The organism is Streptomyces sp. NBC_01244 (assembly GCF_035987325.1).
Taxonomy (GTDB): domain Bacteria; phylum Actinomycetota; class Actinomycetes; order Streptomycetales; family Streptomycetaceae; genus Streptomyces.
On the sequence record NZ_CP108488.1, the window covers coordinates 1,783,232 to 1,806,963 of the forward strand.

Genomic DNA, 23,732 nt, shown 5'->3' on the forward strand with positions numbered 1-23,732 from the left:
ACTTTCGGCGGCCCTTCCGAGGACCTTCTGCCCTCCCCTGTGACACGCTCGTGACAGACGACGGACAGGGTGATGAACTCCCACCGACAGGCTCTTTAACACGGACATACATTCACATTCGTGGACATGTCCTCTGCTTCCAAAGGTGCGAGCAGCCGTGATGAACGAGCCGAAGTGCCGGAGGAAGTCCCATGAGCCTCACACTCGTCGCGCCGCACCCCGAAGCCACCGAGGCCCCCGCAGCCGTCCTCGCCCCGCGTGAGCAGGAGGCCCTGCGCCACATCGCCGCCGGGTGCACCTACGTGCAGACGGCCCGCTCCATGGGACTCTCCAAGCACACGGTCGACGCCTACCTGCGCCGCATCCGGGCCAAGCTGGGCATCAACACCACGGCGGAGATGACCCGCCTGGCGATCTCCCTGGGTCTGTGAACACCGGCCGCGCCCAGTTCGGGGGCTCCCGCGGCGGCTCGCCGCTCTCCGGATCCCCGGGGGGCGGCGCACCTGTTCGCCGGGCCGCCGCGGTGGTGGTCGCGGCACGCAGCGCCGCCACGAATTCCAGGCAGGAGTCGTAGCGGTCCTCCGGGATCTTCGCCAGAGCCTTCTCCAGTACGGCGCCGGCCGCCGGCGCGATATCGGGCCGCTTCTCCGACAGGGGAGGCGGCTTGTCGTATTGGTGCGCCCACAGCAGCGCCGGAGCATCGTCCCGGACGAAGGGCGGCCCGCCCGCGAGGGACTCGTAGACGACACAGCCGAGGCTGTAGACATCGCACCTGCCGTCGACCGGGCGCCCGGAGATCTGCTCCGGCGCCATGTAGTCGACCGTGCCGACGAACTCCCCCGCCGTGGTGAAGCCGGTGAGCGCCAGCGACTTCTTCGTCAGGCCGAAGTCCGTGAGGTAGACGTGCTCGGGGTGGTCGCTGTCGGTGCCCGCGGCGACCAGGATGTTGGCGGGCTTGACGTCCCGGTGCACGAGATCGTGCTCGTGGGCGGCGTCGAGCGCCGATGCCACCTGGGCGGCGATGCGCAGCGCCGTCGGGACGGGCAGCGGTCCCTCACGGTCCAGCAGGGCTCGCAGGTCCATCCCGGCGACGTACCGCATGGCGATGTAGAGGACCCCGTCGGTCTCCCCGGCTTCGAACACGGGCACGATGTGCGGGTGGTCGATCCTCGCGGCGACCCGGGATTCGTGGGCGAAGCGGCGCCGGAAGACCTCGTCCCGGACGCGCTCCGGGGCGATCAGCTTGAGCGCGACCGTACGGTCCAGGCGCAGGTCCTTCGCCTGGTAGACGACGGCCATGCCGCCCCGGCCGATGATGCGCTCGATCCGGTAGCCGGCGATCTGCCTGCCGATCAGGCCGGAGGCCCGGCCCGTATAAAGGCCCTGGTTCGCTGCCGTGCCCATCAGGCGCCTCCCTCGGAAAGTCTATCCAGTGATCCACACGCACGCCTGTGGGGCGAGCGGTGCTCGCCCCACAGGGGATGTGCCGTGCCCGGGCCGGTCCCCCGGCCCGGCGGTTGGTCGGCCCGGCGGTCAGTCGTCGTCGCCGCCGGCCCCGCCGTTGCCGCCACGGCCACTGCTTTCGCAGCCGACGCCTATGCAGATGCCGCCGGTGCCGCCCTTGCCGCCCTTGCCGCCGTCACCGCCGGGGGACGCGTTGCCGCCCTTGCCGCCGGTGCCTCCGTTGACGCTGCCGCCGCAGACTCCGGCGCAGATTCCGCCGTTGCCGCCCGTCGAACCTTCGCCGGACGGCCGGCCCTGGGTGCCGGTGCCTCCGTTGGCGCTGCCGTTGCAGAGTCCGGCGCAGATGCCGCCGTTGCCGCCGTTGGTCCCGTTCACCGTTCCGTTGCAGTTGCCGGCGCACACCTTGTCACCGACGCGGACGCTGCCGTTGCCCACTTTGACCTTGCCGGCGAGGCGGCTCGTGCCGGGTCTGCTGTCACCACCGTCCTGCCAGCCGCTGGACGCCGCGACCGTCGTGACGGTGGCCGTCGACGCCGGAGCCGCCATGGCCGCGGGCGCCATCGCACCGGCACCGATCAACGTCGACGAGATGACAAGACCTATACGGAACTTCCAGGAACGCGTACGCATGGGATTCTCCTTGCCGATTGATGGTGATGGTTGATGGACTGATGGGTTGATGGTTGAAATCGATACCGGAAACGGTGTCGGGAATTCGGACGGGAAAAGGCCCGGCCGGCCACCGGCCGGTCGGGCCCGTATGTCAGGTGGAGAGGGGGGAGAAGGGGTTGCTGCTTCCCATCAGGGCGAGCCAGTCGCCGTCCTCGTAGCTCTTCTTCCAGGTGTCGAGCTGCTCGGTCGAGATCTTGTACTTCTTGGCGATCTTCTCCTTCATTTCGTCGGAGTCGTCGGCCACCAGGGTCACCACGATGCGCACCTTGTCCACCATCGTCAGCTCCGCCTTGGGCTTGTCCGGCAGGTCGTCGAACCGGAAGCAGCCGGCGCGGCCGGGCTTGCCGGGCTCACCGGGCTTGCCGGGCTGCCCGCCCTTGCCGCCTTCGCCGCCCTCGCCGCCCTCGCCGCCTTCACCGCCGAACCCGCAGTGGGCGGGCGATCCGGTCATGATCGAGGAAACGGAGCTTGCGGGGGTGTGGGACTGCGCAGCTTGCGCGGCGCACGCCGTACCGGTGACGAAAGCCAGGGAGGCCGCCGCCAGGATGAGCGGACGCTGCCAGGGGCTCGTGAACATGGGGGTTCTCCGTTTCCGTGAGCACGGATGTCGCTGATGGGAAGGGGGGTGAAGCAGGTGGGGTGAAGCGGGTGGGGTGGGGTGGAGGCCCTGCGGGCCTCCACCCCCGTCGAGCGCGGTGAGGAGTCAGCGATTAGAAGATGCTGCCGCCTCCGGCGCCGCCACCGCCGCCGAGGCCGCCGAACAGGCCACCGAAGCCGCCCTTGCCGCCCTTGCCGCCCTTGCCGCCCTCGAAGACGCCGAAGCCGCCACCGCCACCCTTACCGCCGTTGCCGCCGATCAGGGTGCCGTCGCCGCCGTTGCCGGCGTTGCCGCCGCTGCCGCCGAAGAGGCCGCTGCCGCCACCGCCACCGTTGCCGCCCTTGCCGCCGATGACGCCTTCGCCACCGCCGCCACCGCCACCGCCGCCGCCACCGGAGAGGACGCCGTCGCCGCCCTTGCCTCCGTTGCCGCCGGCACCGCCGGTACCGAGAACGCTGCCCCCGCCGGAGCCGCCGGAGCCGCCACCGCCGCCGATGAGGCCGCCGCCGCCTTCCCCGCCGTCCCCTCCGGCGCCACCGGCGGCCGGGAGGGCGGTGGCCACATGGGCCGGAGCCGGAGCCGCCGTCGCCATGGAGGCCGGAATGAGGACCCCTCCCGAGATCATGGCGGCCGATGCGACCAGCGTCGCGATGCGGAATCCACGGCGGTTGGTGCGGGCGGTGTTGTTGGTGAGAGTCTTACGGTTCATGGCCTTCTCCTATTGGCTTGCGTACCCGGGATATTCGGGACGGTGAGGTGATTTCGGGAAGAGGAGGAGTTCCTCGGAGAGGCTTTCCGTTTGCCGCTTCCCTTGTGCCTCTAGTAAGCCCCGGCCGGTACATCCGGGTCATGTTCCGGAAACTCGGGACTTGACACCCTCCGAATCACCGGTTAAAAGCCGGAGAGGCCTGCGGGGTCAGAGGCCGCGGCGGCTGCGGTACGCGACCACGGAGACCCAGAGCAGGGCCGTGACGGCTCCGACGGCCAGCGTCAGGGTGCCGGCCGGGCCGCCGGTCATCGCCCAGCCGTTGCCGATCAGGAGGGCGGTACCGGCGACCCGGGAGGCGATCGCGTACCGGCGGTTCCCGGCGCGGCCGAAGTGCCGGCCCAAGACGTAGCAGGCGGCGATCAGCGAGGTGAAGGTGATCGACCCGGCGGCGAAGTGGGCGTAGCTGTGCCAGGTGAGCGTGGCGGTCTCCACGGAGGGGGCGCCCAGGGGGAAGCCGTCGACCGGGTCCATGACGAAGGCTCCCGCGGCGATCATGCCGATGCCGGCGATCCGGACCAGCCGTGGCGCCCAGGTGGATCCGGGGGTGCCGCGCAGGGCCCGGCGCAGGCCGGTCGCCCCGATGGCGAGCAGGGTTCCGGCGAGCAGGAAGTTGGTGATCTGGAGCCAGCCGAGGCTTCCGTTGCTCAGCGCGCTCAGCGGGTGGCGGGTGATGTCGAAGCCCTGGCGGCTCGCGGCCTGGGTCAGGGAGACGACCGCCCACAGCGGGGAGGCCACGACCGCGCAGGTGAGCAGGGAGCGGGTGGTGGCGGAGGAGGAGGAGATGGTGGCGGGGGCGGGGGCGGAAGCGGTGGCGGTGGGGGTCCGGGTGCTCATGGCAGGTACCTCTCGGGTTCGTCGTGGGCGGCTCTCGTTCGGTTCTCGCCGATACGTCGAACCCGAAAATTGACAGGGAATGCGCGCGTTCCCTGTCACATGGCCGGTTCGACGTGTAGGCAGGTACGGGCAGCAGCTCCGCACCACGAGACGAGGGAGTCCCCATGCGCTACCTGATGACGACGAAGCCTTCCGACGCCGCCCCCGACGAGCGGCTGTACGCGGAAATGGGCAGGTTCATCGAAGAGCTGACGGCGGCCGGCGTACTGCTGGCCACGGGCGGCCTGGAACCGGGCGGCATCCTGGTGGCCTCCTCCGGCGAGGAGATCACCGTGACGGACGGGCCCTTCGCCGAGGCCAAGGAGGCCGTGGCCGGTTTCGCGCTGATCGAGGTCCGCTCCAGGGAAGAGGCCATCGAGCTGGCCCGCCGCTTCCGCAGGATCGTCGGTGACGGAGAGAGCGTGGTCCAGCAGGTCTTCGGCCCCTGACCCGTGCCGGACACCTCGCGGACGATCGACGCGGTCTGGAAGCTCGAATCGGCCAGGATCATCGCCACGCTCACGCGTCTGGTGCGCGATGTCGGCCTGGCCGAGGAACTGGCCCAGGACGCGCTCGTCGCCGCGCTCGAACAGTGGCCGGTCGCCGGGGTCCCGGACAACCCCGGCGCCTGGCTGACGACCACGGCCAAACGCCGGGCGGTCGACCACATCCGGCGCTCCCGGATGCTGACGGAAAAGCAGGAGCAGCTCGCCCACCAGCTGGAGGAGAAACGGGAGCACCGGGAGGACCAGGAGCCCGAACAGGACGACGTCCTGCGGCTGATGTTCCTCTCCTGCCACCCCGTGCTGCCGGCCGAGGCCCGTGCGGCCCTCACCCTCCGGCTGCTGGGCGGCCTGACGGCCGAGGAGATCGCGCGGGCCTTCCTCGTCACGGCGACCGCCGTCACCCGTCGGATCGCCGCGGCCAAGCGCACGCTGGCCGAGCACCGCGTGCCCTTCGACCTGCCGGAGGAGACGGAGCTGCCCGAGCGGCTGTCCTCGGTGCTGGAGGTCATCTACCTGATCTTCAACGAGGGCTACTCGGCCACCTCCGGCGACGATCTGATGCGGCCCGGACTCTGCCTGGAAGCGCTCCGGCTGGGCCGGCTGCTGGCCGAGCTGGCGCCCCGGGAGGCCGAGGTCCACGCCCTGGTCGCGCTGATGGAGATCCAGGCCTCCCGTTCGGCGGCGCGCACCGGGCCCTCGGGCGAGCCCGTCCAGCTCCACGAGCAGAACCGGGGGCGCTGGGACCAGCTGCTCGTACGCCGCGGATTCACCGCGATGCTGCGGGCGCGGGAGGCAGGCGGGGCCCCCGGCCCGTACATGCTGCAAGCGGCGATCGCCGTGTGCCACGCACAGGCACGCACCGCCGAGGAGACCGACTGGGCGCAGATCGCGACCCTGTACGGGGCCTTGGCGCGGCTGCTGCCGACGGCGGTGGTCCAGCTCAACCGGGCGGTGGCGCTCGGGATGGCCCACGGGCCGCAGGCCGGCCTCGACCTGGTGGACTACCTGGTCGCCGATCCCGTGCTCCGCGACTACCACCTCCTCCCCAGTGTCCGGGGAGACCTGCTGCTGCGCCTGGACCGCGGCCCGGAGGCGCGGCTGGAGTTCCTCCGGGCGGAGGCCCTGGCCAAGAACGCCGCCGAGCGCGCCTTCCTGCGCCGGCGCGCGGAAGAGGTCCCCTCCACCGGCGGCCCGGCCGATCCGGCACCGGGTCAGACCCTCGGCCGGGCCGCGGAGGGCTTCCTGGGCCGGGCGGAGCTGGACGCGGCGACGGTCCGCTCGTACGGGCAGACCCTGCGGCGGCTGCGCCTGGACCTCGGCGACGACACGCCGCTGTCCGGCCTGACGTCCGGGGAGGTGACACGGGTGTGCTCGGCCGCCTGGGGCGCTGCGGCGGCCAGGACCTGGAACCGGCACCGCTCGGCCGTACGCTCCTTCGGCGCCTGGGCCGGCGTGGACGGGCTCGCGGCAGGGCTGGAGCGACGCGCCGAGCCCCTCCCCCGGGGCTCCGCCCTGGGCCCCGTACAGCTCGACGCGCTCTGGAGCGACCCCGAAGTGCCCCTGCGGGAGCGGACGTTGTGGCGGCTCCTGCACGAGTCGGGGGCGGGGGTGAAGGCCGTCCTGTCCCTGAACGTGGAGGACCTGGACCTGGAGGACCGCCGGGCCCGCGCGGGCCGCGCGTGGGTGAGCTGGCGCTCCGGTACGGCCCGGCTCCTGCCCCTGCTGCTGGCCGGGCGCACCCGGGGCCCGGTGTTCCTCTCCGAGCGGCGTCCCGGACCGGCCCGCACCCCCGGCCCGGCCGACCTCTGCCCGGACACGGGCCGGCGCCGTCTGTCCTACGAGCGCGCCGAGCACCTCTTCAAGGAGACCACCAGACCCCTGGACCCGGCCCGCGAGGGCTACACCCTGCGCCGCCTCAAACCCGCTCTGCGACCGGCCGAAGACACTCCCTAGCCCTCGGACGCCAACAGGGTGAGGACCTCCCCGAGCCGTGCGCGGACGGCTTCGTCGACGATGGTCCCGTCGGCGCCGACCGACCCCCGGTCGACGGGGATCCGAACGCAGGCCGCGTCCCTGATGTCCGCGCCGGTATAGCCGAGCACGGTCCGCAGGGTGGCCTCCGCGCCCTGGCCGCGCCCCGGGGCCGCCGCGTTCACCCAGGCGACGGGCTTGTCGCAGATCTCGGTGCCGCCGACCGTCCAGTCGAGCAGGTTCTTGAAGGAACCGGGCAGGGTGCCGGCGTACTCCGGGGTACAGATCAGCACCCCGGCCGCCTCGGCGATCGCGGCGCGCAGGGAGGCCACGGGACCCGGCAGCGGTTCCGTGTCTTCGTCGGGGTTGAAGTGCGGAAGGTCCGCCAGCCCCTCGTAGAGGACGGTCCGCAGCCGGGAGGGAGCCGCCGCTTGCGCGGTGCGCAGGACGGTCTCGTTGGAGGAGCCGGCCCGCAGGCTTCCCGACAGCAAGAGGATCAGAGGCAGCGTAGGCATGTGCCCCAATGTATTGATCCGTCGCAGGACGGAGTCGCCGGGGTCAGCCGAAGCGGCCCTGGACGTAGTCCGAGGTGCGCGGGTCGGCGGGGGTGGAGAACATGGCCGCCGTGGGGCCGTGTTCCACGATCTGGCCGGGCGTGCCCTGTTCCGCGAGGAAGAAGGCGCACTGGTCGGAAACCCGGGCCGCCTGCTGCATGTTGTGCGTCACGATCACGATGGTCACCTCGTCGGCCAGCTCGCGGACGGTCTCCTCGATGCGGCGCGTGGAGGTGGGGTCCAGGGCCGAGCAGGGTTCGTCCATCAGCAGGATCCGCGGCCGGACCGCGAGGGAGCGGGCGATGCACAGGCGCTGCTGCTGGCCGCCGGAGAGCGCGCCTCCCGGCTGGCGCAGCCGGTCCTGGACCTCCTTCCACAGCCCGGCCTTGGTCAGGCACTCCTCCACCAGCGCGTCCTTCTCGGCCCCCGAGGCGCGGATGCCCGTCAGTTTGAGGCCCGCGGTGACGTTGTCGTAGACCGACATCGCCGGGAAGGGGTTCGGCTTCTGGAAGACCATGCCGATCCGGCGGCGGGCGTCGGTGAGGCGGCGGCCCCGGGCGTAGACGTCCTCTCCGTCGAGCAGGACCTCGCCGGCCAGTTCGGCGCCCGGGATCAGCTCGTGCATCCGGTTCAGGATCCGCAGGAAGGTGGATTTTCCGCAGCCCGAGGGGCCGATGAGGGCCGTGACCTGGCCACCGGGCATGGTCAGGGAGACCCGGTTGAGGACCTTGCGCCCGCCGAACCAGGCGGAGATGTCCCGGGCGTCGAGGGTGGACGCACCCGTTGCGGGGAGCGCGGGGAGGGAGATCGTCTGCGTCGTCATCACGGCCTCGTTCACAGGAGGTTGGGCAGGAGGAGGGCGGCCTGGTCGGCGACCGCCAGACCGAGGGCCGCCAGTACGGGAAAACCGACGAGCCAGGTGTGCGCGCGGCCCCAGCGGATCCGAGCCCAGGCCAGGGCGGCCGCGGCGAGCAGCAGCGCCTGCGCCCACAGGACCAGTGGGAACCAGGCGGAGGTCTGGCTCCCGAGCGGGGCCTCGTCCGCGGCCAGCCGCCCCGGGGTGCGGCCGCCGGACTGCTGTACGGGCGTGGTGAGTTCGGCGTCGACGTGGACCACGCCGTCGGGCATGTACGGAGTCCCGTCCGCGGTCATGAGCGTGAGCAGGGCCGCGTCTCCGGTCGGCCGGGCCGGCTGCGGGTCGCCCGCGCGGCGGACGCCCAGCACCTTGTACGTGTGCTCACCCTGGCCGGTGACGACCAGGAAGGTCTCCCCGCGCGCCAGGTCCGCGATGTGGGCGAAGGGGCCGCCGTAGCCCGCCTGGCGGCCCATCAGGATGCTGGTGCCGGGCTGGCCGGGCAGGACCGTGTCGCGCCGGTGGCCGGGCCCGGAGGCCAGCACCCCGGAGGTGGTCGCCTCGCGGACCACTTCGCGCAGCCCGATCTGCGGGATCTCCAGCAGGGCGACGGGCGTGCCGGGCTCGGTCGGCCCCAGTGGCGCGGTGGCGTTGGCGAGCTGTTCCCGCAGCTGTGCGTATCCCACCCGGCGGTCCCGCTCGTGGCGGAGGTGTCCGAGCGGGCCCACTTCCGCGACGAAGCCGAGGAGCAGGGCGCCCAGGATGGCCAGGGCCGCGCCGGTGGCCCACAGGCCGGGTGGGCCCGTACGCCCCGCCGGGGCCCCGGGGGCTCCGGCGGGGTCGGGGCGCACGTCCACCGGCGGGGTGGAGGTGGCTGTCATCGTGTCTTCTCCGAACGCGGATGCGGATGCTGCGGGGTGCGGATGCTGCGGGGATACGGCGGCGATGCGCCGGCCGCGGGAAGCGCCGGCCGCGGTCAGTTGCCCGAGAAGGTCAGCAGTCCGCGGCGGCGGGCCCACCAGACGAACGCGCCGCCGGTGACGACGAGGCCCGCGCTCAGCAGGCCGAGCGTGGTGGCGTTGGCGCCGGTGTTGGCCAGGCCTCCGCCGGGGCCTCCGGAGCCGCCCGCGGATCCGCCCGAGACGTTGGTGGAGACGCCCACGCTGCCGCCGCTCGTGGTCGTCCCCGTGGAGGCCGACGCGGACGGGGAGGGCGTCTCGGACGGGGTGGGGGTGGGGGACGCCGACTCCGAGGGGGTCGGCGTCGGGGTGGGGGTCGGCGTCGCGGTCGGGGTGGGGGTCGGCGTGGGCGTCGCGGTGGGGGTCGGGCTGGGCGTCGGCGTGGGGGTGGGCGTCGGGTTCCCCGTCCCCGGGTCCGTCGTCTGGTACTCGGTGTTGGAGGTGAACCACATGGAGGCCGCGAACTCCCCGTAGGTCTCCGTGCCGAAGGCCTTGCGGCACACGACCGTCAGGTCGTAGCGGCCTTCGAGGGTGGTGAAGCCGGCCTGGCTCGCGTAGTCCCGCATGGTCATCGTCAGCGGGATGCCGATGCCGCCCGACTCCGCCGCCGGGTAGGTGGTGATGGGCGAGTTGCCGACCACGTTGAGTCCCTCGGCCGGGAAGCCCTTGCCGGCCACCTTCATCAGGATGTGCGTGGAGGGCTCCGGGCAGGCGGCCGACGTGGTCACGTCGACGCTGCTGCCGTCGTTGCCGGTGGCCGGGTTGATCTTCGCCGAGCCGGCCGGGGCGGCGTGGGCCGCCGTCGGCACGGTCAGGGCCAGACCCACGAGGGCGGCGGCGGCCGCGGTCGCGGCGCCTGCCGCGAATCGCCGGCTGGGGCGGGTGAACTGCACGATGGACTCCTTCTTGGCGTTCTGGCGTTCGTTCGTCTCTGAGGTGGCGCGCCGGCGGGCCGACACGGCGGCCGCGGCCCGGGCCAGGCGCCTGCGGCGCCAGACCCACAGCCCGCCCCCGGTGATCACGAGGACCATCGCGAGCAGCGCCCACGGGACGGTCCACAGCGACACCGATCGGGTCAGGGAGGGGAGCTTGGGGTCCACGCCGTCGCGGGCGGCGACCGGCTGGACGGAGACCACGGCGGAGGACCGCAGCACCTGCGCCACCCCGTCCGCCCTGGCGGTGATCGCCAGCGAGGTGCCGGGCAGCAGGTCGCCGAGGTCCTTCACGCCGTCCGCGGTCACGGAGGTGCCGAACAGGCCGTTGACGCGTACGGCCTGCCGGGCGCCGAGCCGCACGTTGCCGGTGTTGCTCAGGGTGTACGTGACGGTCGCCGAGCCCTCCGAGAAGGGGTTCGCGGAACCTTCGTACGAGGCGGTGACCTGCTGGACTTCCAGGCGCGGGGTCAGGGTCCCGGCGGCGCGTACGTAGACGCGGGCGCCGACCCGCTGGTCGAGCTTGACCTTGTTGCCCTGGGCGTCCGTGGCTCCGGCGGCGAGCGAGGCGACGATGCCTCCGGTGTGGTCCCCGGGGGTGACCTCGCGGGGGACGCTGACGGTGAAGGGCACGATGACGTTGCCCTTGGCCGGGACGGTCACCTGGTCCCTCTCCAGCTTGATCCAGCTGCCCGCGTCCTTCGGGGCCCGGCCGGCCGGGAGCAGGTCGAAGCCGCCGTCGGCGGTGTTGACCGCGTCGCTCGCGTAGACGGCGAGGGTGAGGGGTTCCTCGCCGTAGTTCCAGATGGCGATCTGGTCGCGCGTCGTGGCTCCGCCGGTGACCCCGTAGGAGAAGTGGGCCCGGGCGTCGGGCCCCTTCGGCCCGGCGGGCTGCACGCCGAAGGTGGACTTGCGGTCCTCCCCGGGAGCGGCCGGGGTCGAGGCGGCGGCCTGGGCCGGCGCCACGAAAACCAGCACGAGCAGCGAGAGCAGCGCGAGCAGGAGGGCGGGGTGCGGGGCGACCGGGGCCGGCGGGCCGGGGCGGCGGCCGCGCCGGGTGGCGGGGGCGGTGGGGTTCATGGCTCGGGCGTCCGATCCGGAGAAGGGCTGCGGCGGGCCGGCGGGCGGCTGCGGCGGCGGGCGGTCAGGAAGGCTGTGACGGTTCCAGGCGTCAGGGACGGGCCGGAGCGGGCCGCGGGAAGGCGCGGGCCGCTCCGGCCCGGAGCTCATGCCTGGATCAGATGGCGGTGAGCGTGAGGGTGGCGGAGTACGTGCCGGCGACGGTGGAGGTCGGGACGTTCAGCGCCAGGTCGGCCGTGACGTGTGCGGTGCCGAGGCCGGTGCCGTTGGCGAGCGTGCGGGCGGACTTGAGGCCCGCGGTGCCCGAGTCGCCGGTGGCCGCGCCGTTGGCGGCGGGGACGGCGGAACCGGCCGTCACCGTCTGCGCGGGCGCCTTGTCGACGAGCTTCGGGGTCCAGCCCAGGTTCTGGCCGTTGATGGCGTGGGTGGCACCGTCGGAGAAGTCGGTGACCTGGCCGCTGACGGTCCAGCCCGGGTTGCCGGCGCGGGTGTCGGTGAGGGTGACCGGGTTGATGGAGCCGGCGGTGGTCAGCAGGTCCCCGTCGGAGTTGAGCACCGGCGAGGGCAGGGTGACCTGCGGGTTGGCGACGCTGATGGCCAGCGCGCCCGAGTTGACGGTGGTGGTGATCGTCTCCGAGGCGGAGACACCGGCGAAGGCGCCCACCACGTACGGGATCGCGCCCGAGTCGGAGCCGGTGAAGGCGCCCGCGTTGGCCGGGACGAAGACGGCGGTGAAGGAGTGGTTGCCCACCGGGAGGCTGCTGGTGTTCAGCACCGCGGTGCCGCCCGCCACCGGGACGGTGCCCAGGGTGACGGTGGAGCCGCCGACGGTGTCGGTGAACTTCACCGAGCCCGCCGCGCCCGCGGGGGTGACCGTACCGGTCAGGGTCACCGGGCTGAACTGCGGCGCGGTGCCGGCCGGGGAAACCGCCAGGGCGGTCGTGGTCGTCGTGGCCGGGACGGCCGTGACCACGTAGGAGACGGCTGAGGAGGCCGAGCCGTTGTACGAGGCGCTCGCCGGCGTGAAGACGGCCGTCAGGCTGTGCGTACCGGCGGTCAGGTTGGACGTGGTGAGCGCCGCGGTGCCGTTGTTCACGGTGACCGGGGTGCCCAGGTCGGCCGCGCCGTCCTTGAACTGGACGGTGCCGCCGGCGCCGGCCGGGGTGACGCCCGCGGTGAGGGTGACCGGGGTGCCCGCCTGCGCGGGGCCGGCCGGGGCCACCGCGAGCGAGGTGACGGTGTCGGTCTTCACCGCCGGGTCGGTGTTCTGGTACGTCGTGTTCGAGGTGAACCAGATCGCGCCGGTGTAGTCGCCGAGGCTGGTGCCGTTGAAGGCGGTCCGGCAGATCACGGTGAAGTCGTACTTGCCCTGCAGGGTGGTGAAGCCCGCCTGGCTGGCGTAGTCCCGCATGGTGGAGGTCAGCGGGATGACCATGCCGCCGTTGCCGGCGGTCGGGTAGGTCGCGATGGGCGAGTTGCCGACCACGTTGAGACCCTCGGCCGGGAAGCCGGAACCCGCCACCGTGACCAGCACGTTGGTGGCATTGGCCGGGCAGGCGGCCGAGGTGGTGAACGCGATGCCGGACGTGTCCGCACCGGTCGCCGGGTTGATCTCCAGGGTGCCGATCGGGGCGGCGTACGCGGCGCCCGCCCCGGCCAGTCCCGCCGCGAAGGCGGCGGTCACGGCGGCGACCCCCAGGGCCATGGTCCGCAGAACTCTGTTCTTCAGCACAACGTCTCCAGAATGTGAAGCTCGGGCGGCGATCAGGGTCACGGGGTCTGCTTGGTGGTGTCGCCACAGTTCGGGCTGGTGGCGAAGCCGTAGGTGTTGATCACCGAGGTCTGCTTGCAGATCTCGGAGTTGGGGCCGACGAAGACGGTGCTCCACGGGGCCGTGGCCACCTTGTTGGTCGGGATCACGTTGTAGACGTCGCGCTTCACGCCGAACCCGCTGTTGAGGACGGTGGGCGCCGTGCCGTCGACCGTGCCGAGGATGGCGCGGCCGCGCAGGTCCGCGATCGTCTGCGAGGACTGCGACTGGTACTGGGCGATGGAGAAGGGCACGATCGACTTGTCGTCGAGGAGACGACCGTCGTGCTCCTGCACCGGGGTGGTGCCCTTCTTGTCCTTGATGCAGGGGTAGATGCCGGCGACGACATCGGCGTCCGTGATCCCCATCTGGGACTCCCAGAAGCTGCGGGTGCCCGAACCGGCCTGCGGCAGGTAGACCGTCATGGCGTAGTTGGGGCCCGAACCCACGTAGTTCGGGTCGCAGTGGTAGATCGCCTTCAGGTCGGTCAGCGACAGCTTGCGCGGGATCGCCGAACCGGGGGTGATGGCGTAGGTGACCCCGTCTACCGCGAAGGGCACGTAGGTCAGGCCCGGAGCCGCCGCCGCCAGGTTCAGCGAGGAGGAACGGGAGAAGTCCAGACAGCCGTTGCCGGCCTGGAGGGAGGTGAGCAGCGCGGAGCGGCCGGCGCCCGAGCCGTTCGGGCGGGCCATGGTGCAGTTCCCGTTGGCCGGGTCCTTGGTGGTGATGTTCGCGGAGCCGGTGGAGTCGTAGGAGCCGATGACCTTCTGGCCGCCCACGGTGATGGCCGCGGCCATGCCGTTCATGACGTCCTGGGTCGTGTCGGAGCCGACGCCGGAGAGCTGTCGGTACGTCGGCGCGCCCGACGGGTCGGCGGCGGCGAGGCCGGCTCCGGCGATGGTCGCCGCGAGAGCGAAGGCCGAGACGCCGAAGGCGATTTTCTTCTTGTTCACTTGGGATGACCCCTCAGCTAGGCTGCGCCCGGGGTGGTGCCCGGCGCGCGTGGGATGAAGTTCCGTTGGCGCGGATTGGTCAGACGGTTGTCGCCGGGCATCACCTCCTTTCGTCGTTCGGAGCCGGGACGGGATGCGGGCTCCGGTCAGTCCTGGTCCGGCGGGCTCCGGTCACTCCTGGTCCGGCGGGCTCCAGTCCCTCGGGCCCGCCTTCTTGTGGGTCGCCCAGTCCGCCGGAAGGTCCGCGGCCCCGCCGGACGCCACGGCCGCTCCCCCCGCCGCGCCGCGCAGCGACCGCAGCCACGGCACGGCCCTGGGCAGGAAGCGCGGGAGCACCGGCCCCGCGAAGGCCGCGAGCGCCCCGACCACGAGGCAGATCAGCAGGACGTTGCGGATGGCTCCGACCACCCAGTCCGGGGTGGTCCCGGCCGCCCGGGCCGCCGGGGCGCCCGAGGTGCCGGTGGCCCCCGTAGTGCCCGTGGCCGCCGCGGCGGCGCTGGGTGAGGCCGTGGCGGGGACGGACGCGGCCGCGCCGCCGGCGGCGGAGCCGGCGCCCGCCGCCGAGGCTCCGGAGGCGGAGGTTCCCGTACCGGTCGCGCCGGAGTCCGAGGGGGCCGCCGCGCCGCCCGGGCCGGACGGCGTACCGCCCGCGGCGCCCGGGGCCGGGCTGCTCGGCGCCGAGGGCTCCGGCGCCGGTGTCGGCTTCTTGCCCGCCTCGGTGCTCACCCGCTGCGCCGCCGCCCGGGCCTGGGCGCGCAGGGCCTCCGGCAGCGGGGCGTAGCCGTGCGGCAGGCTGCCCGCGGACACGCCCGGGGTCTGCCCCTGGGCGGCCGCGTAGGCCAGCATGGCGCCGTAGTCCTTGCCCTCCGCCTCCGTGAGGTCGGCGGGCACGGTGGCGGCGTAGGTGAGGACGGTGAGCGGGTACGCCGCCGGGTCCGCGGCCGCGGGGTCGGGGGAACTGACCCCGTCGGCCCCGGCCTTTCGGGCGTTCGCGGCGGCGATCAGGGAAGCCGGCTCGGGGGCGACGAACTTCCCGCCCGCGTTGAGGAGTTCGGCGCGCACCAGGCCGTACCGGTCGGCGGTCGCGGTATCGGTGACGGCGAGCACGGCGCGCGAACCGGCGAGCTGCGGCGGGTCCTTCTTGTAGGTGGGCGGGGTCGCCGTGGCGTCCCAGCTGGTACGGGCCAGGGTGTCCCCGCGGCTCGCGGCGCGCGCGGCGGCGTGCATGTCGGTGGCGTAGGGGTGCTTGTCCTGGATGCAGAGCGGGAACTCGGGGTGCTCCTCCGGGAAGGGCTGGCAGTACGGGTCGCTCTTGGGGAAGGTGTCCAACGGCAGGGCGAGGCCGCGGTAGTTCGGGTTCACGGCCATGCCGGTGTACGAGGCGTCCCCGTGCGCGCCCGTGTTGTCGGGCGCGCCGTCGAGGAACTCCCGCGCGGCCGGGTCCCGGGCCACCCACTCCCACAGCTGCCGCGTGGTGTCGGCGAGCGGCTGCGGGACCAGGGCGTCACCGAGCTTGCCCGGGAAGTCCAGTCCCGCGTAGTCGGGGTTGTGGTGCATGAACTCCGGGTCGTGGCCCAGGTTCACCGGGTTCTTCGCGGTGCTCTCGGCGAAGCGCGAGTTGCCGTCCTGGTAGGACTCGGTCAGCAGCTTCGCCACCAGCCTGGGGGTGAGCCGCAGGCTGCTGAGCCGGACCCCGTTGCGGGCCTTGACCTCGTCGGGCGCCTGGAACCCGGCCTGGCTCTCGACGAAGAACCCGATGGTGATGCCGGAGAGGGTCACGGGTGCGTAGACGGGCCTCCGCGCGAGGTCGGCCGGCGCCGGCCGGCCGAGGAAGACCAGCCCGGGCGTGCCGGAGAGCAGCTTGACGCGGGCGGTCTCGTCGGGGACCTGGGCGTAGCCGTAGATGGCCTTGCCGCCGGTCTGGCACAGGGCGGGCTGCCAGCGGGTGACGGCCTCGGCGGCCATCTCGCTGCCGATGGTGCCGCGTTCCTCGGCGCCGATCGGGCAGTAGCTGCCGAGGGGTTCGAAGCCGAGCGGGACGACGATGCGCTGTTTCCAGTTGGCCGGGCTGAGCGGGGAGGACTGGAGCTGACCGCTGGACTGCGCGGTGTACGGGCTCCCGTCGACCTCCTTCTCGCCGCGGGGCACGATCACCAGCCAGCAGCCGCGTCCGGTCACCGCGCCCCGGGAGCCGTTGACCGAGAAGCCGTTGGCCGAGGAGCCGTTGACCGAGGAGCCGTTGACCGAGGAGCCGTTGACCGGGGAGCCGCAGCCGAGGCCGGGGGCCTCGACGGCGGTCTGGGTCTCGAACCAGACCTCGCCGGCGCCGCGGGCGTTGGTGCGGGCGTACGGAACCTCGTTGGTGCTGTTGACGTCGTAGAACTCGTTCCAGTTGCCCGGGGTGACCGGGTCCCCGCCCACCGTCCGGAAGGGGGCGTACGAGATCCCGCTCGGGGTGGGGGGCGGCAGGGGCTCGTGTTCCGCGTCCTGGAGGTTGGCGCCGTAGTTGAGCTGGCGCGTGTTGGTGTAGGCCCCGGCCTGGTTGCCGGCGCCCGCGCCGAGGGCGGAGGAACCGCCGAACTGGCACTGGTCCGCACCGGGCCCGGTGGGCTCGTCGCCCCAACACTGCATGATCTGCAGGTAGTTGGCGCTGTAAGCCGTGTCGGAGACCGTGGGCACGGCGCCGGTCCAGGAGATCTTGACGACCTGACCGACGAGGTTGCGGGTCTGGCCGACCGTCACCTTGAGGTCGGCGAAGTCGCCGGCCCCCGACACGGTGACCTCGGAGCCCTCCCCGCCCGCCGCGTAAGCGGCCTGCGGGCCCAGGCCCGCGGGCCCCGAGGTGGCGACCACGGGAAGCAGGGCCAGGCAGAGCGAGCCGAAGAGCAGCCGGATCCGGCGCTTGCCGAACGGTGCGCGCATCAGGACCCGCCTCCCGTGCGGCCGCGCCGCGTCAGGCGCCGGGTGACCAGCGGAGGGGCGACCGTGACGGCCAGCAGGATCAGGGCGCCGAGCACCATCAGGACGGTCTGCAGGGACCCGCCGATGCCGGTCGAGGTGGTGACGGGGATCCCGAACAGGTCGGCCGCGCCCGCCGCGAGGGGCTGGCCGGTCACCGGGTCCACTCCCCCGCCGTCCGCGCCGCCGCTGGCCGAGCCGTCACCCGTACCGCCGGTGGCGGCTGCCGCGCCGCTCCCGCCGTCGGCTCCGCCCGTACCGCCCGTACCGCCCGTGGCCGCGCCCGCGGAGCCGCCGCCCGTGGCCCCGCCGGAGCCCGTGCCGCCCGTGCCGCCCGTGCCGCCCGTGGCACCGCCGGAGGCGGCCGCACCGCCGCCGCCCGTGGCACCGCCGGAGGCCGCCGCGCCGCCGCCACCGGAACTACCGTTCTGCGTGGGGGTCTTGTTGCCGCCGGTGCCGGTCTCGCACTGGGTGGGGCCCTGCTTGTCGCAGGCGGCGGGCTTGGGGGCGGTCTCCGCGAGAATGTTCCTGCCGTCGGGCGAGAAGGTGGGGTTGCGGCAGTTCTTGATGTCGATGTTGGCCACGGCCACGCCGGGGATGCGGCGCACCTGTTCCAGACCCGCCTGGACGAGGTTGATGGGGAGCGGCGAGTAGCCGAGCCGGTCGACGGAGCGCTGTCCCTCGCAGAGGAAGTAGTAGGCGAAGGCGCCGAGCGCCTTGCCCTTCTGCGGGTTGAAGTTCGACTCCTGCGCCGTCGGGATGATCATGTAGCTGTAGCTGGAGAGCGGGTAGGTCCGCTCGTCGGCCCCCGTGTAGACGCCTTCCAGCTTCTGCGTGAGGTCGACGGGGTCGATCTGCGCGTTGCCGAGCGACACGGCGACGTTCTGGGCGGTGGGCTCGGTGTAGTAGCCCGACTTGTTGAGGACCTTGACGACCGGGAAGCCCGTCGTGGAGACCGCGTAGGAGTACTCCACGTACGTGATGGTGCCGATGTTGCCCTCTTGGGCCACGTAGCCGGAGACGCCGTTGGAGCCGGACTGGCCGACGAACCCGCGGCCGGCGACGGTCGGGTAGTTGGACGTCTGCCCGCAGGGCGTGGAGCGGCCGGCCTTGCCGCAATAAGCGTCCCACAGGGCCCCGTGCTGCGTGCTCATCCATTTGGTCAGCTGGGCCGTCGTGCCCGAGCCGTCGGAGCGGACGACGGGGACGATCCTGCGGGCGGGGAGGGAGGCGGCGAGGCCCGGGTTGTCGACCTTGATCGCCGGGTCGTTCCACGTGGTGATCACGCCGGTGAAGATCTTGGCCACGTTCTCGCCGGAGAGGCGGAGGTTGGTGACCCGGCGGTTGCCGATCTTGAGGTTGTACATGAAGGCCGTGCCGCCCGCGACGATGGGCATGTAGGCGTACTTCCGCGCCGGCGGCGGGTCCACGACCCCCGAGTCCTTGATCCCGTACGGGATCTCGGAGACCGCGAAGTCGACGGTGCCGTTGCGGAACTGGTTGCGGCCGTCCGACGATCCCGTACCGCTGTAGTTGACCGTCATGCCGTACTGCTTGACGTTGGCACGCCACTGGTCGAGGGCGTTCTGGCTCCAGGTGGAACCCGCGCCGGAGACCGGTACGTAGCTCTCGGCGGCGGCCGGGACCGCGCCGGGCAGGACGGCGGCCAGCACCGCCAGGAGCAGCGCGAGTCCGCGGACGAGGAGACGTCCGCGCCGGGCGGGTGCGCGGTCGCCCGAGGGGCCGCGCACGGGGTATGCCGGGGGTCGTCCGGGCATGGGTAACTCTCCTGATCGGTCACAGATCGTACGAATGGACGCGGCGCGGGGCCGCGAGGAGCGGGGCGGCTACGCCCGGGGCGGGGGCACGGCCCGCGATCCCCGTGGCTCCGGCCCCCCGGCCTCGTCTTCGGCCAGGGCGAGGTCCCGCTCGGCGGCCCGGGCCCGCATCCGCTCCAGGTCACGGGCTGAGGCGAGGACCCGGCGGTGCTGGGCCCCGCGGCCGAGCTGGCCCGGGGCCTTGCCGCCGATGACACGGGCGAGCACGAAGAGCAGCAGCACCAGCCCCATCAGCAGGGCGGCGCAGCCGAACCCGCGGGCGATCATGGACTTCTCCGGGGACTGGACCAGGCTGAACACCGCCAGCGGTAGCGAGAGTTGCGGCCCCTCGAAGGGATTGGCGTTGAGCCCGTTGGCGATGCCGGAGGTGAGCAGCACCGGGGAGGTTTCCCCGATGCCGCGGGCGGTGCCCAGGATGACGGCGGTGGTCAGTCCGGACCGGGACGTGGGCAGGACCACCGTCCACACGGTGCGCCACTGACCGGCTCCCAGGGCGTAGGAAGCCTCCTTCAGCGAGCCCGGCACCAGCCGGATCACCACGTCGGAGGCCCTGATGACGATCGGCAGCATCATCACGGACAGCGCGAGGGCGGCGGCGAAGCCTGACTTGTCGAAGTGGAGCAGCAGGATCCAGGTCGCGTAGACGAACAGGCCGGCCACGATGGAGGGCAGCGCGGTCATGGCTTCGACGATGGTGCGGACGAACCGCGCGTAGCGGCCCGGGACCTCGTTGAGGAACACCGCGCAGGCCAGCCCCAGCGGCACGGACACGGTCAGGGCGATGCCGATCTGCTCCAGGGTGCCGACGATCGCGTGCAGCGCCCCGCCCTGGGTCAGCGGCTCCAGCGGGCCGGTGGCGGCCATGTCCTCGGTGAAGAAGTTGAGGTGGGCCAGGGCGGCCCAGCCGCGCATGAGCACGTAGCCGACGACGAACGCCAGGGCCGCCATCAGCAGGGCGGCGAGGCTGTGCACGAGGGCCTGCGCGAGGCGGGCCCGCACGGTGGCGGCGGATTCGTCGAGGGACACCAGGACGGCGTAGAGGGCCATGAAGGCCAGGTAGAGGACGACCGCGAAGCCGAGCGGCGCGTTGAAGGGCAGGAGCCGGCCGAACAGCAGGGCGGTCACGGCGAGCGCGGCGGCGGCCGCACCCGCCATGGCCAGGACATCGCGCAGGTGCAACGTCGCGGTGTTGCGCCGATGTTCGGGCGGGACCCCGGCGCCGTCGTGCACCACGGGAGGGCGGACTGTGGCGGCGGGGGCGTCCGTGACGTCGGCGGAGTTCGGGACGTGCGGCTTGTGCGTGAGGGCGGTCATGCGTCGGCCCCCGCTCCGGATCGGCTGCGGGCCACGACCGAGGAGGCGATGAAGTTGACCACCAGGGTCATCAGAAAGAGGGTGAGGCCGGCCGCCATCAGCGCGGATATCCCGAGGGGGCTGGCCGAGCCGTAGCGCAGGGCGATCAGGGCGGACACGGAGATGGCGCCGTTCTGGAGGATGTGCGGCTGGATCACGAAGACCGGGGAGATGATCAGGTAGACGGCGATGGTCTCGCCCAGCGCGCGGCCGAGCCCGAGCATGGTGCCGCCGATGATCCCGCCCCTGCCGAAGGGCAGGACGACGGATCGGATGACGCCCCAGGGGGTGGCGCCGAGCGCGAAGGCGCCCTCGCGCTCGCCGGGCGGCGCCTGGGCGAAGGCCTCGCGCATCACCGAACAGGCGATCGGCGTCACCATCAGCGCGACGACCATGCCCGCGATGAAGGTGGAGGAGGTGTAGAAGGTGTTCGGGCTGAGCGGGTCGCGCGGGTCGTCCCCGTCGACCGCGAAGGGCGGGAACCAGCCCAGGTAGGTGGTCAGCCAGCGGGACAGCCCGACCACGTGCGGCTGGAAGAGGAACAGCCCCCACAAGCCGTAGACCACACTGGGCACCGCGGCCATCAGGTCGACGAGGCTGATCAGGGTCTGCTTGATGCGGCGCGGCGCGTACTCGGTGATGTAGAGGGCGGTGCCCATCGCCAGCGGCAGCGCGAAGAAGATCGCGACGCCGCCGATCAGCAGGGTGCCGGCCAGCACCGCCGCCACACCGAAGTTGTGGGAGTCGGGCTCCCAGGCGGAGGTGGTGAGGAAGGACCAACCGGCATCTTCCAGGGCCGACAGTGCGCGGCCTCCGAGGAAGACGCCGACCAGGGTCATGACGAGCAGGACGGCGGCGCCGGCCGTGCGGGCCGAGCCGCGGAAGATCCGGTCGGCCGGATCGCCGCTCCTGGCGAGGGCGCGCGGGGTGACGTGCGCGTCCTCGGGGGCGGCCGGGGGGATCACTGTGGTCACGGTCATCGCAGGCCTCCCCCGCGCAGGGCCAGCCCCGGGGCGTCGCCGGCACCGGGCAGCCGCAGGCCGCGCAGCCGCCGGGTGTGGGTGACCCCGGAGGCCACCTGTGCCTCGACGGCGGCGGACAGGAAGAGCTGGAGGCTGTGGCGGCATTCGCGCTGGCGACGGAAGGTGCGGACGGCCACGGCCACGCAGTGCTCGTCGAGGACGAGCTGCCAGGTCCAGGCGCCGACGCCGGAACCGGACAGGGCGCCGGAGCCGCCCGGGGGCACGCCGCCCACCCCACGGGTACCCGTACCCGTACTTGCACTCGTACTTGCACTCGTCCCCGTACTCGCGGCCGAAGCCAAGGCCGAGGACATCGCCACGATCGGGACGGCCTCGCCGATCCGCTCCCGGAGCCGTTCCACGGCCGCGCCACAGGCGCCGAGGGCGCGGAACACGGAAGGGCTGCGGCCGAGTTCGTGATTGTTGGAGCCGACCAGGCGCCAGGTGACGGCGTCGGGCCCGCCTTCCTGGCCGCCGTGGCCGCCGCTCCCGCACACCACGTGCGGTCCCCCCGCCATCGGTGCAGGCGCCTGACGTCTTTCTACATCCACCCAGGACACGAACAGAAAACGTGGCTGAGACACCGGACCGCCCCCCTTCCCCACAAGCCGTGCGTGGCCGGAAAACGGCCACCCACCCATGGCCGCGGGCATGACAATCCACGGGGCGTAGGACTCTGGGGCACACGGATCGGTGAAGCAGAAACGGAGAACACGTGAACGGGCAGCGGAGCCGTGTTTCGCGTCCGATGGCGCGTTTCGCCCGTGGCGCCGGGGATCAGGCCGCGACCGGCCTCCGGGCGACCTCCACAGAAACACCACGAAGGGGGCTCAGGACCTGGCGACGGGAGGCGCCGAACGGCTCGGGGCGTGGCCCCCGCGCCCGGCCCCGGGCCTCCCCGCCGGCCGCGCCGCAGCGGCCCCGCCCCACCACCAGGTGGCCGAAACAGCATCCCGCCACCGGCTCGGGTCCCGGGCACTCACCGGTGCATACGGGCCCCCTTGAGCACCTTGTCCACCGCGTTGCGCGCCCCGTGGACGGCGATCCCGACCAGGTCGAGGCCTTCCTTGCCCACCGCCGCCACGGCCGCCCGGTTGGCCCGGTCGTGGCCCGTGCCGAACAGGTCCGAGGTGAACACCGCCGTCGCCAGGCCGCGCCGTACCGCCCGTGCGTGAGCCGCCGTCACCGTCTCCTTCCCGCCCTCGAAGACCAGCACGGGCTGGCGGAACATCGGCAGGTAGGGGGTCCCGTCGGCGTCCTCGTACGGCGCGCCGATCACCTCGGGGAGCGCCGTACCGAGCCCGCTGACGAGGAACGCGGTGACGTTCAGTCGCTGCCAGGTCTCCAGGTCCTCGCGCAGCAGCACCGCGATCTTGGTGTCGAACCGCACGGGCACGTCCGCGCCGGGCTGCTCGCCCCGCCCGTCCTGCTTCTCGATCTTCTTCTCGTCGCTCATGCCCCGAGACTGCCGGGCGTCCCCGCGCACGGTCTTGTACGTTCTTTGCGTGCAGCCCCAGCAGGAGGTCTCGGCCTGGCGTCCGCGGGTCGCGGGTGTAGTCGAGGTCTTCCACGCCCGTTTCACCGCGCACGCGTACCCCATGCACGTCCACGACGCCTGGACCCTGCTGATCGTCGACGACGGCGCCGTCCGCTACGACCTGGACCGCCACCGGCGCGGCACCCCGGGCGACACCGTGAGCCTGCTCCCGCCGCAGGTTGCGCACAACGGCTCGGCCGCGACCCCGCACGGGTTCCGCAAGCGGGTCGTCTACCTCGACACCACCCTGCTGGACGCGCGCTTCATCGGCGCCGCCGTGGACGGTCCCGACCTCGCCGACCCCGTACTGCGCCGGCGGGTCGGGCAGCTCCACCGGGTCCTGGCCGCCCCCGGTGACGAGTTCGAGGCGGAGAGCCGGCTGGCCCTGATCGGCGAACGGCTGCGCACCCTGCTCCGCCCCCGCCTCGAACTCCCGCAATGCCAGGCCGTACCGCCCGGCCCCGGCCTCGCCCGGAGCCTGCGCGAGCTCCTCGACGAGCGGGCCGCCGGCGGCCTGTCCCTGGAGGAGGCGGCCGGTCTGCTCCAGGCCCATCCCGCCCACCTGGTGCGCGCGTTCAGCGCCGCCTTCGGCATCGCCCCGCACCAGTACCTCGTCTCGCGCCGGGTCTCCCTGGCCCGCCGGCTGCTCCTCGACGGCCGCCCGGCCGCCGAGGTGGCGGCCGCGGCGGGCTTTTACGACCAGTCGCACTTCACCCGGCACTTCAAGCGCGTCGTCGGCACCACCCCCGGGCGCTACGCCCGCTTCTCCGCATCCCGCTGACGGCGGCCCTGCGGGCGAGTAGGGTGACGATCCATCAGGTCATGTGACCCGGACTCTTGACTCTGTACCCGGCAGTAGCGATTCTCGACCCAATGCTTGCGCGGGACATGACAAACAGGTGCCAGGGCGGCCACGCCTCCGGTGGACCGTGTCCTCGACCGCGCCCTCCGCCGACCGAGGACGTGAGAGTGGCCGTGACCCCAGAACCACGAAGGCAACGACCGGAACCACACCCCCGCAGCCGGCGCA

The 23,732-nt window shown here is 72.8% G+C and carries 21 protein-coding genes; 4 read left to right on the plus strand and 17 right to left on the minus strand.

What is annotated here, in order from left to right:
• The first annotated feature begins 191 nt into the window (after nt 1-191).
• Nucleotides 192-431: a response regulator transcription factor gene (locus OG247_RS07695; RefSeq protein WP_327251532.1), complete on the plus strand. Its 240-nt coding sequence runs from the start codon at nt 192-194 to the stop codon at nt 429-431.
• Here OG247_RS07695 and OG247_RS07700 read toward each other — a convergent pair.
• The 5 genes from OG247_RS07700 to OG247_RS07720 all read right to left on the minus strand — a co-directional run bounded on the left by OG247_RS07700 (nt 382) and on the right by OG247_RS07720 (nt 4,337).
• Nucleotides 382-1,404: a serine/threonine-protein kinase gene (locus tag OG247_RS07700; RefSeq protein WP_327251533.1), complete on the minus strand. Its 1,023-nt coding sequence runs from the start codon at nt 1,402-1,404 to the stop codon at nt 382-384. The genes OG247_RS07695 and OG247_RS07700 overlap by 50 nt on opposite strands.
• A 129-nt stretch (nt 1,405-1,533) precedes the next feature.
• Entirely contained in the window at nt 1,534-2,094 is a 561-nt protein-coding gene (locus OG247_RS07705) for a hypothetical protein (protein WP_327251534.1), read from the minus strand.
• Nucleotides 2,095-2,227: 133 nt separating this feature from the next.
• The gene (locus OG247_RS07710) at nt 2,228-2,713 is read right to left on the minus strand and encodes a hypothetical protein (protein ID WP_327251535.1); all 486 of its coding nucleotides are present in this window, start codon (nt 2,711-2,713) and stop codon (nt 2,228-2,230) included.
• Nucleotides 2,714-2,846: 133 nt separating this feature from the next.
• On the minus strand, nt 2,847-3,443 hold the full coding sequence (locus OG247_RS07715) for a hypothetical protein (protein WP_327251536.1): 597 nt from the start codon (nt 3,441-3,443) through the stop codon (nt 2,847-2,849).
• Nucleotides 3,444-3,650: 207 nt separating this feature from the next.
• Nucleotides 3,651-4,337: a DUF998 domain-containing protein gene (locus tag OG247_RS07720; protein WP_327251537.1), complete on the minus strand. Its 687-nt coding sequence runs from the start codon at nt 4,335-4,337 to the stop codon at nt 3,651-3,653.
• Between the two features lie 164 nt (nt 4,338-4,501).
• On the opposite strand from OG247_RS07720, the gene OG247_RS07725 reads away from it, so the two are divergent.
• On the plus strand, nt 4,502-4,825 hold the full coding sequence (locus tag OG247_RS07725; protein WP_327251538.1) for a YciI family protein: 324 nt from the start codon (nt 4,502-4,504) through the stop codon (nt 4,823-4,825).
• Between the two features lie 3 nt (nt 4,826-4,828).
• Entirely contained in the window at nt 4,829-6,835 is a 2,007-nt protein-coding gene (locus OG247_RS07730) for an RNA polymerase sigma factor (protein WP_327251539.1), read from the plus strand.
• Here OG247_RS07730 and OG247_RS07735 read toward each other — a convergent pair.
• From OG247_RS07735 to OG247_RS07790, 12 genes are all read right to left on the minus strand, one after another.
• On the minus strand, nt 6,832-7,368 hold the full coding sequence (locus OG247_RS07735; protein WP_327251540.1) for an NADPH-dependent FMN reductase: 537 nt from the start codon (nt 7,366-7,368) through the stop codon (nt 6,832-6,834). The two genes, OG247_RS07730 and OG247_RS07735, sit on opposite strands and share 4 nt — an antisense overlap.
• A 43-nt stretch (nt 7,369-7,411) precedes the next feature.
• Nucleotides 7,412-8,230: a phosphate ABC transporter ATP-binding protein gene (locus OG247_RS07740; RefSeq protein ID WP_327251541.1), complete on the minus strand. Its 819-nt coding sequence runs from the start codon at nt 8,228-8,230 to the stop codon at nt 7,412-7,414.
• A gap of 11 nt (nt 8,231-8,241) precedes the next feature.
• Nucleotides 8,242-9,141 carry a sortase gene (locus OG247_RS07745; protein WP_327251542.1) on the minus strand — a complete coding sequence of 300 codons (900 nt, stop codon included), beginning with the start codon at nt 9,139-9,141 and terminating at the stop codon, nt 8,242-8,244.
• Between the two features lie 95 nt (nt 9,142-9,236).
• Complete coding sequence (locus OG247_RS07750) at nt 9,237-11,231, minus strand: WxL protein peptidoglycan domain-containing protein (protein WP_327251543.1); 1,995 nt, start codon at nt 11,229-11,231, stop codon at nt 9,237-9,239.
• A gap of 157 nt (nt 11,232-11,388) precedes the next feature.
• Nucleotides 11,389-12,963, minus strand: a complete 1,575-nt coding sequence (locus OG247_RS07755; protein ID WP_327251544.1) for an Ig-like domain repeat protein — start codon at nt 12,961-12,963, stop codon at nt 11,389-11,391.
• A 38-nt stretch (nt 12,964-13,001) separates the two neighbouring features.
• The gene (locus OG247_RS07760) at nt 13,002-13,994 is read right to left on the minus strand and encodes a substrate-binding domain-containing protein (protein WP_327251545.1); all 993 of its coding nucleotides are present in this window, start codon (nt 13,992-13,994) and stop codon (nt 13,002-13,004) included.
• Nucleotides 13,995-14,165: 171 nt separating this feature from the next.
• On the minus strand, nt 14,166-16,916 hold the full coding sequence (locus OG247_RS07765) for a hypothetical protein (RefSeq protein WP_327251546.1): 2,751 nt from the start codon (nt 16,914-16,916) through the stop codon (nt 14,166-14,168).
• Nucleotides 16,916-18,730, minus strand: a complete 1,815-nt coding sequence (locus tag OG247_RS07770) for a phosphate ABC transporter substrate-binding protein PstS (RefSeq protein ID WP_327251547.1) — start codon at nt 18,728-18,730, stop codon at nt 16,916-16,918. Before OG247_RS07770 ends, OG247_RS07765 begins: the two co-directional genes overlap by 1 nt.
• Nucleotides 18,731-18,799: 69 nt before the next feature.
• Nucleotides 18,800-20,104, minus strand: coding sequence for a phosphate ABC transporter permease PstA (gene pstA, locus OG247_RS07775; protein WP_327251548.1), 1,305 nt, complete (start codon nt 20,102-20,104; stop codon nt 18,800-18,802).
• Complete coding sequence (pstC, locus tag OG247_RS07780) at nt 20,101-21,123, minus strand: phosphate ABC transporter permease subunit PstC (RefSeq protein WP_327251549.1); 1,023 nt, start codon at nt 21,121-21,123, stop codon at nt 20,101-20,103. The genes pstA and pstC overlap by 4 nt, the downstream gene beginning before the upstream one ends.
• The gene (locus OG247_RS07785; protein WP_327251550.1) at nt 21,120-21,683 is read right to left on the minus strand and encodes a hypothetical protein; all 564 of its coding nucleotides are present in this window, start codon (nt 21,681-21,683) and stop codon (nt 21,120-21,122) included. The genes pstC and OG247_RS07785 overlap by 4 nt, the downstream gene beginning before the upstream one ends.
• A gap of 461 nt (nt 21,684-22,144) precedes the next feature.
• Nucleotides 22,145-22,621 (minus strand): DUF2000 domain-containing protein, encoded by a 477-nt coding sequence (locus OG247_RS07790; RefSeq protein ID WP_327251551.1) that lies wholly within the window; start codon nt 22,619-22,621, stop codon nt 22,145-22,147.
• Between OG247_RS07790 and OG247_RS07795 the strand changes: the two genes are divergently transcribed.
• A complete protein-coding gene (locus tag OG247_RS07795) occupies nt 22,620-23,483 on the plus strand; it encodes a helix-turn-helix domain-containing protein (protein ID WP_442813236.1) in 864 nt (287 codons plus the stop codon). The two genes, OG247_RS07790 and OG247_RS07795, sit on opposite strands and share 2 nt — an antisense overlap.
• The last annotated feature ends 249 nt before the right edge of the window (nt 23,484-23,732 follow it).

Coding starts and splice junctions, on each gene's coding strand:
- OG247_RS07695 (WP_327251532.1), top strand. CDS start 192: ATGAGCCTCACACTCGTCGCGCCGCACCCCGAAGCCACCGAGGCCCCC.
- OG247_RS07700 (WP_327251533.1), bottom strand. CDS start 1,404: ATGGGCACGGCAGCGAACCAGGGCCTTTATACGGGCCGGGCCTCCGGC.
- OG247_RS07705 (WP_327251534.1), bottom strand. CDS start 2,094: ATGCGTACGCGTTCCTGGAAGTTCCGTATAGGTCTTGTCATCTCGTCG.
- OG247_RS07710 (WP_327251535.1), bottom strand. CDS start 2,713: ATGTTCACGAGCCCCTGGCAGCGTCCGCTCATCCTGGCGGCGGCCTCC.
- OG247_RS07715 (WP_327251536.1), bottom strand. CDS start 3,443: ATGAACCGTAAGACTCTCACCAACAACACCGCCCGCACCAACCGCCGT.
- OG247_RS07720 (WP_327251537.1), bottom strand. CDS start 4,337: ATGAGCACCCGGACCCCCACCGCCACCGCTTCCGCCCCCGCCCCCGCC.
- OG247_RS07725 (WP_327251538.1), top strand. CDS start 4,502: ATGCGCTACCTGATGACGACGAAGCCTTCCGACGCCGCCCCCGACGAG.
- OG247_RS07735 (WP_327251540.1), bottom strand. CDS start 7,368: ATGCCTACGCTGCCTCTGATCCTCTTGCTGTCGGGAAGCCTGCGGGCC.
- OG247_RS07740 (WP_327251541.1), bottom strand. CDS start 8,230: ATGACGACGCAGACGATCTCCCTCCCCGCGCTCCCCGCAACGGGTGCG.
- OG247_RS07745 (WP_327251542.1), bottom strand. CDS start 9,141: ATGACAGCCACCTCCACCCCGCCGGTGGACGTGCGCCCCGACCCCGCC.
- OG247_RS07750 (WP_327251543.1), bottom strand. CDS start 11,231: ATGAACCCCACCGCCCCCGCCACCCGGCGCGGCCGCCGCCCCGGCCCG.
- OG247_RS07765 (WP_327251546.1), bottom strand. CDS start 16,916: ATGCGCGCACCGTTCGGCAAGCGCCGGATCCGGCTGCTCTTCGGCTCG.
- OG247_RS07770 (WP_327251547.1), bottom strand. CDS start 18,730: ATGCCCGGACGACCCCCGGCATACCCCGTGCGCGGCCCCTCGGGCGAC.
- pstA (WP_327251548.1), bottom strand. CDS start 20,104: ATGACCGCCCTCACGCACAAGCCGCACGTCCCGAACTCCGCCGACGTC.
- pstC (WP_327251549.1), bottom strand. CDS start 21,123: ATGACCGTGACCACAGTGATCCCCCCGGCCGCCCCCGAGGACGCGCAC.
- OG247_RS07785 (WP_327251550.1), bottom strand. CDS start 21,683: ATGGCGGGGGGACCGCACGTGGTGTGCGGGAGCGGCGGCCACGGCGGC.
- OG247_RS07795 (WP_442813236.1), top strand. CDS start 22,620: ATGCCCCGAGACTGCCGGGCGTCCCCGCGCACGGTCTTGTACGTTCTT.
- OG247_RS07790 (WP_327251551.1), bottom strand. CDS start 22,621: ATGAGCGACGAGAAGAAGATCGAGAAGCAGGACGGGCGGGGCGAGCAG.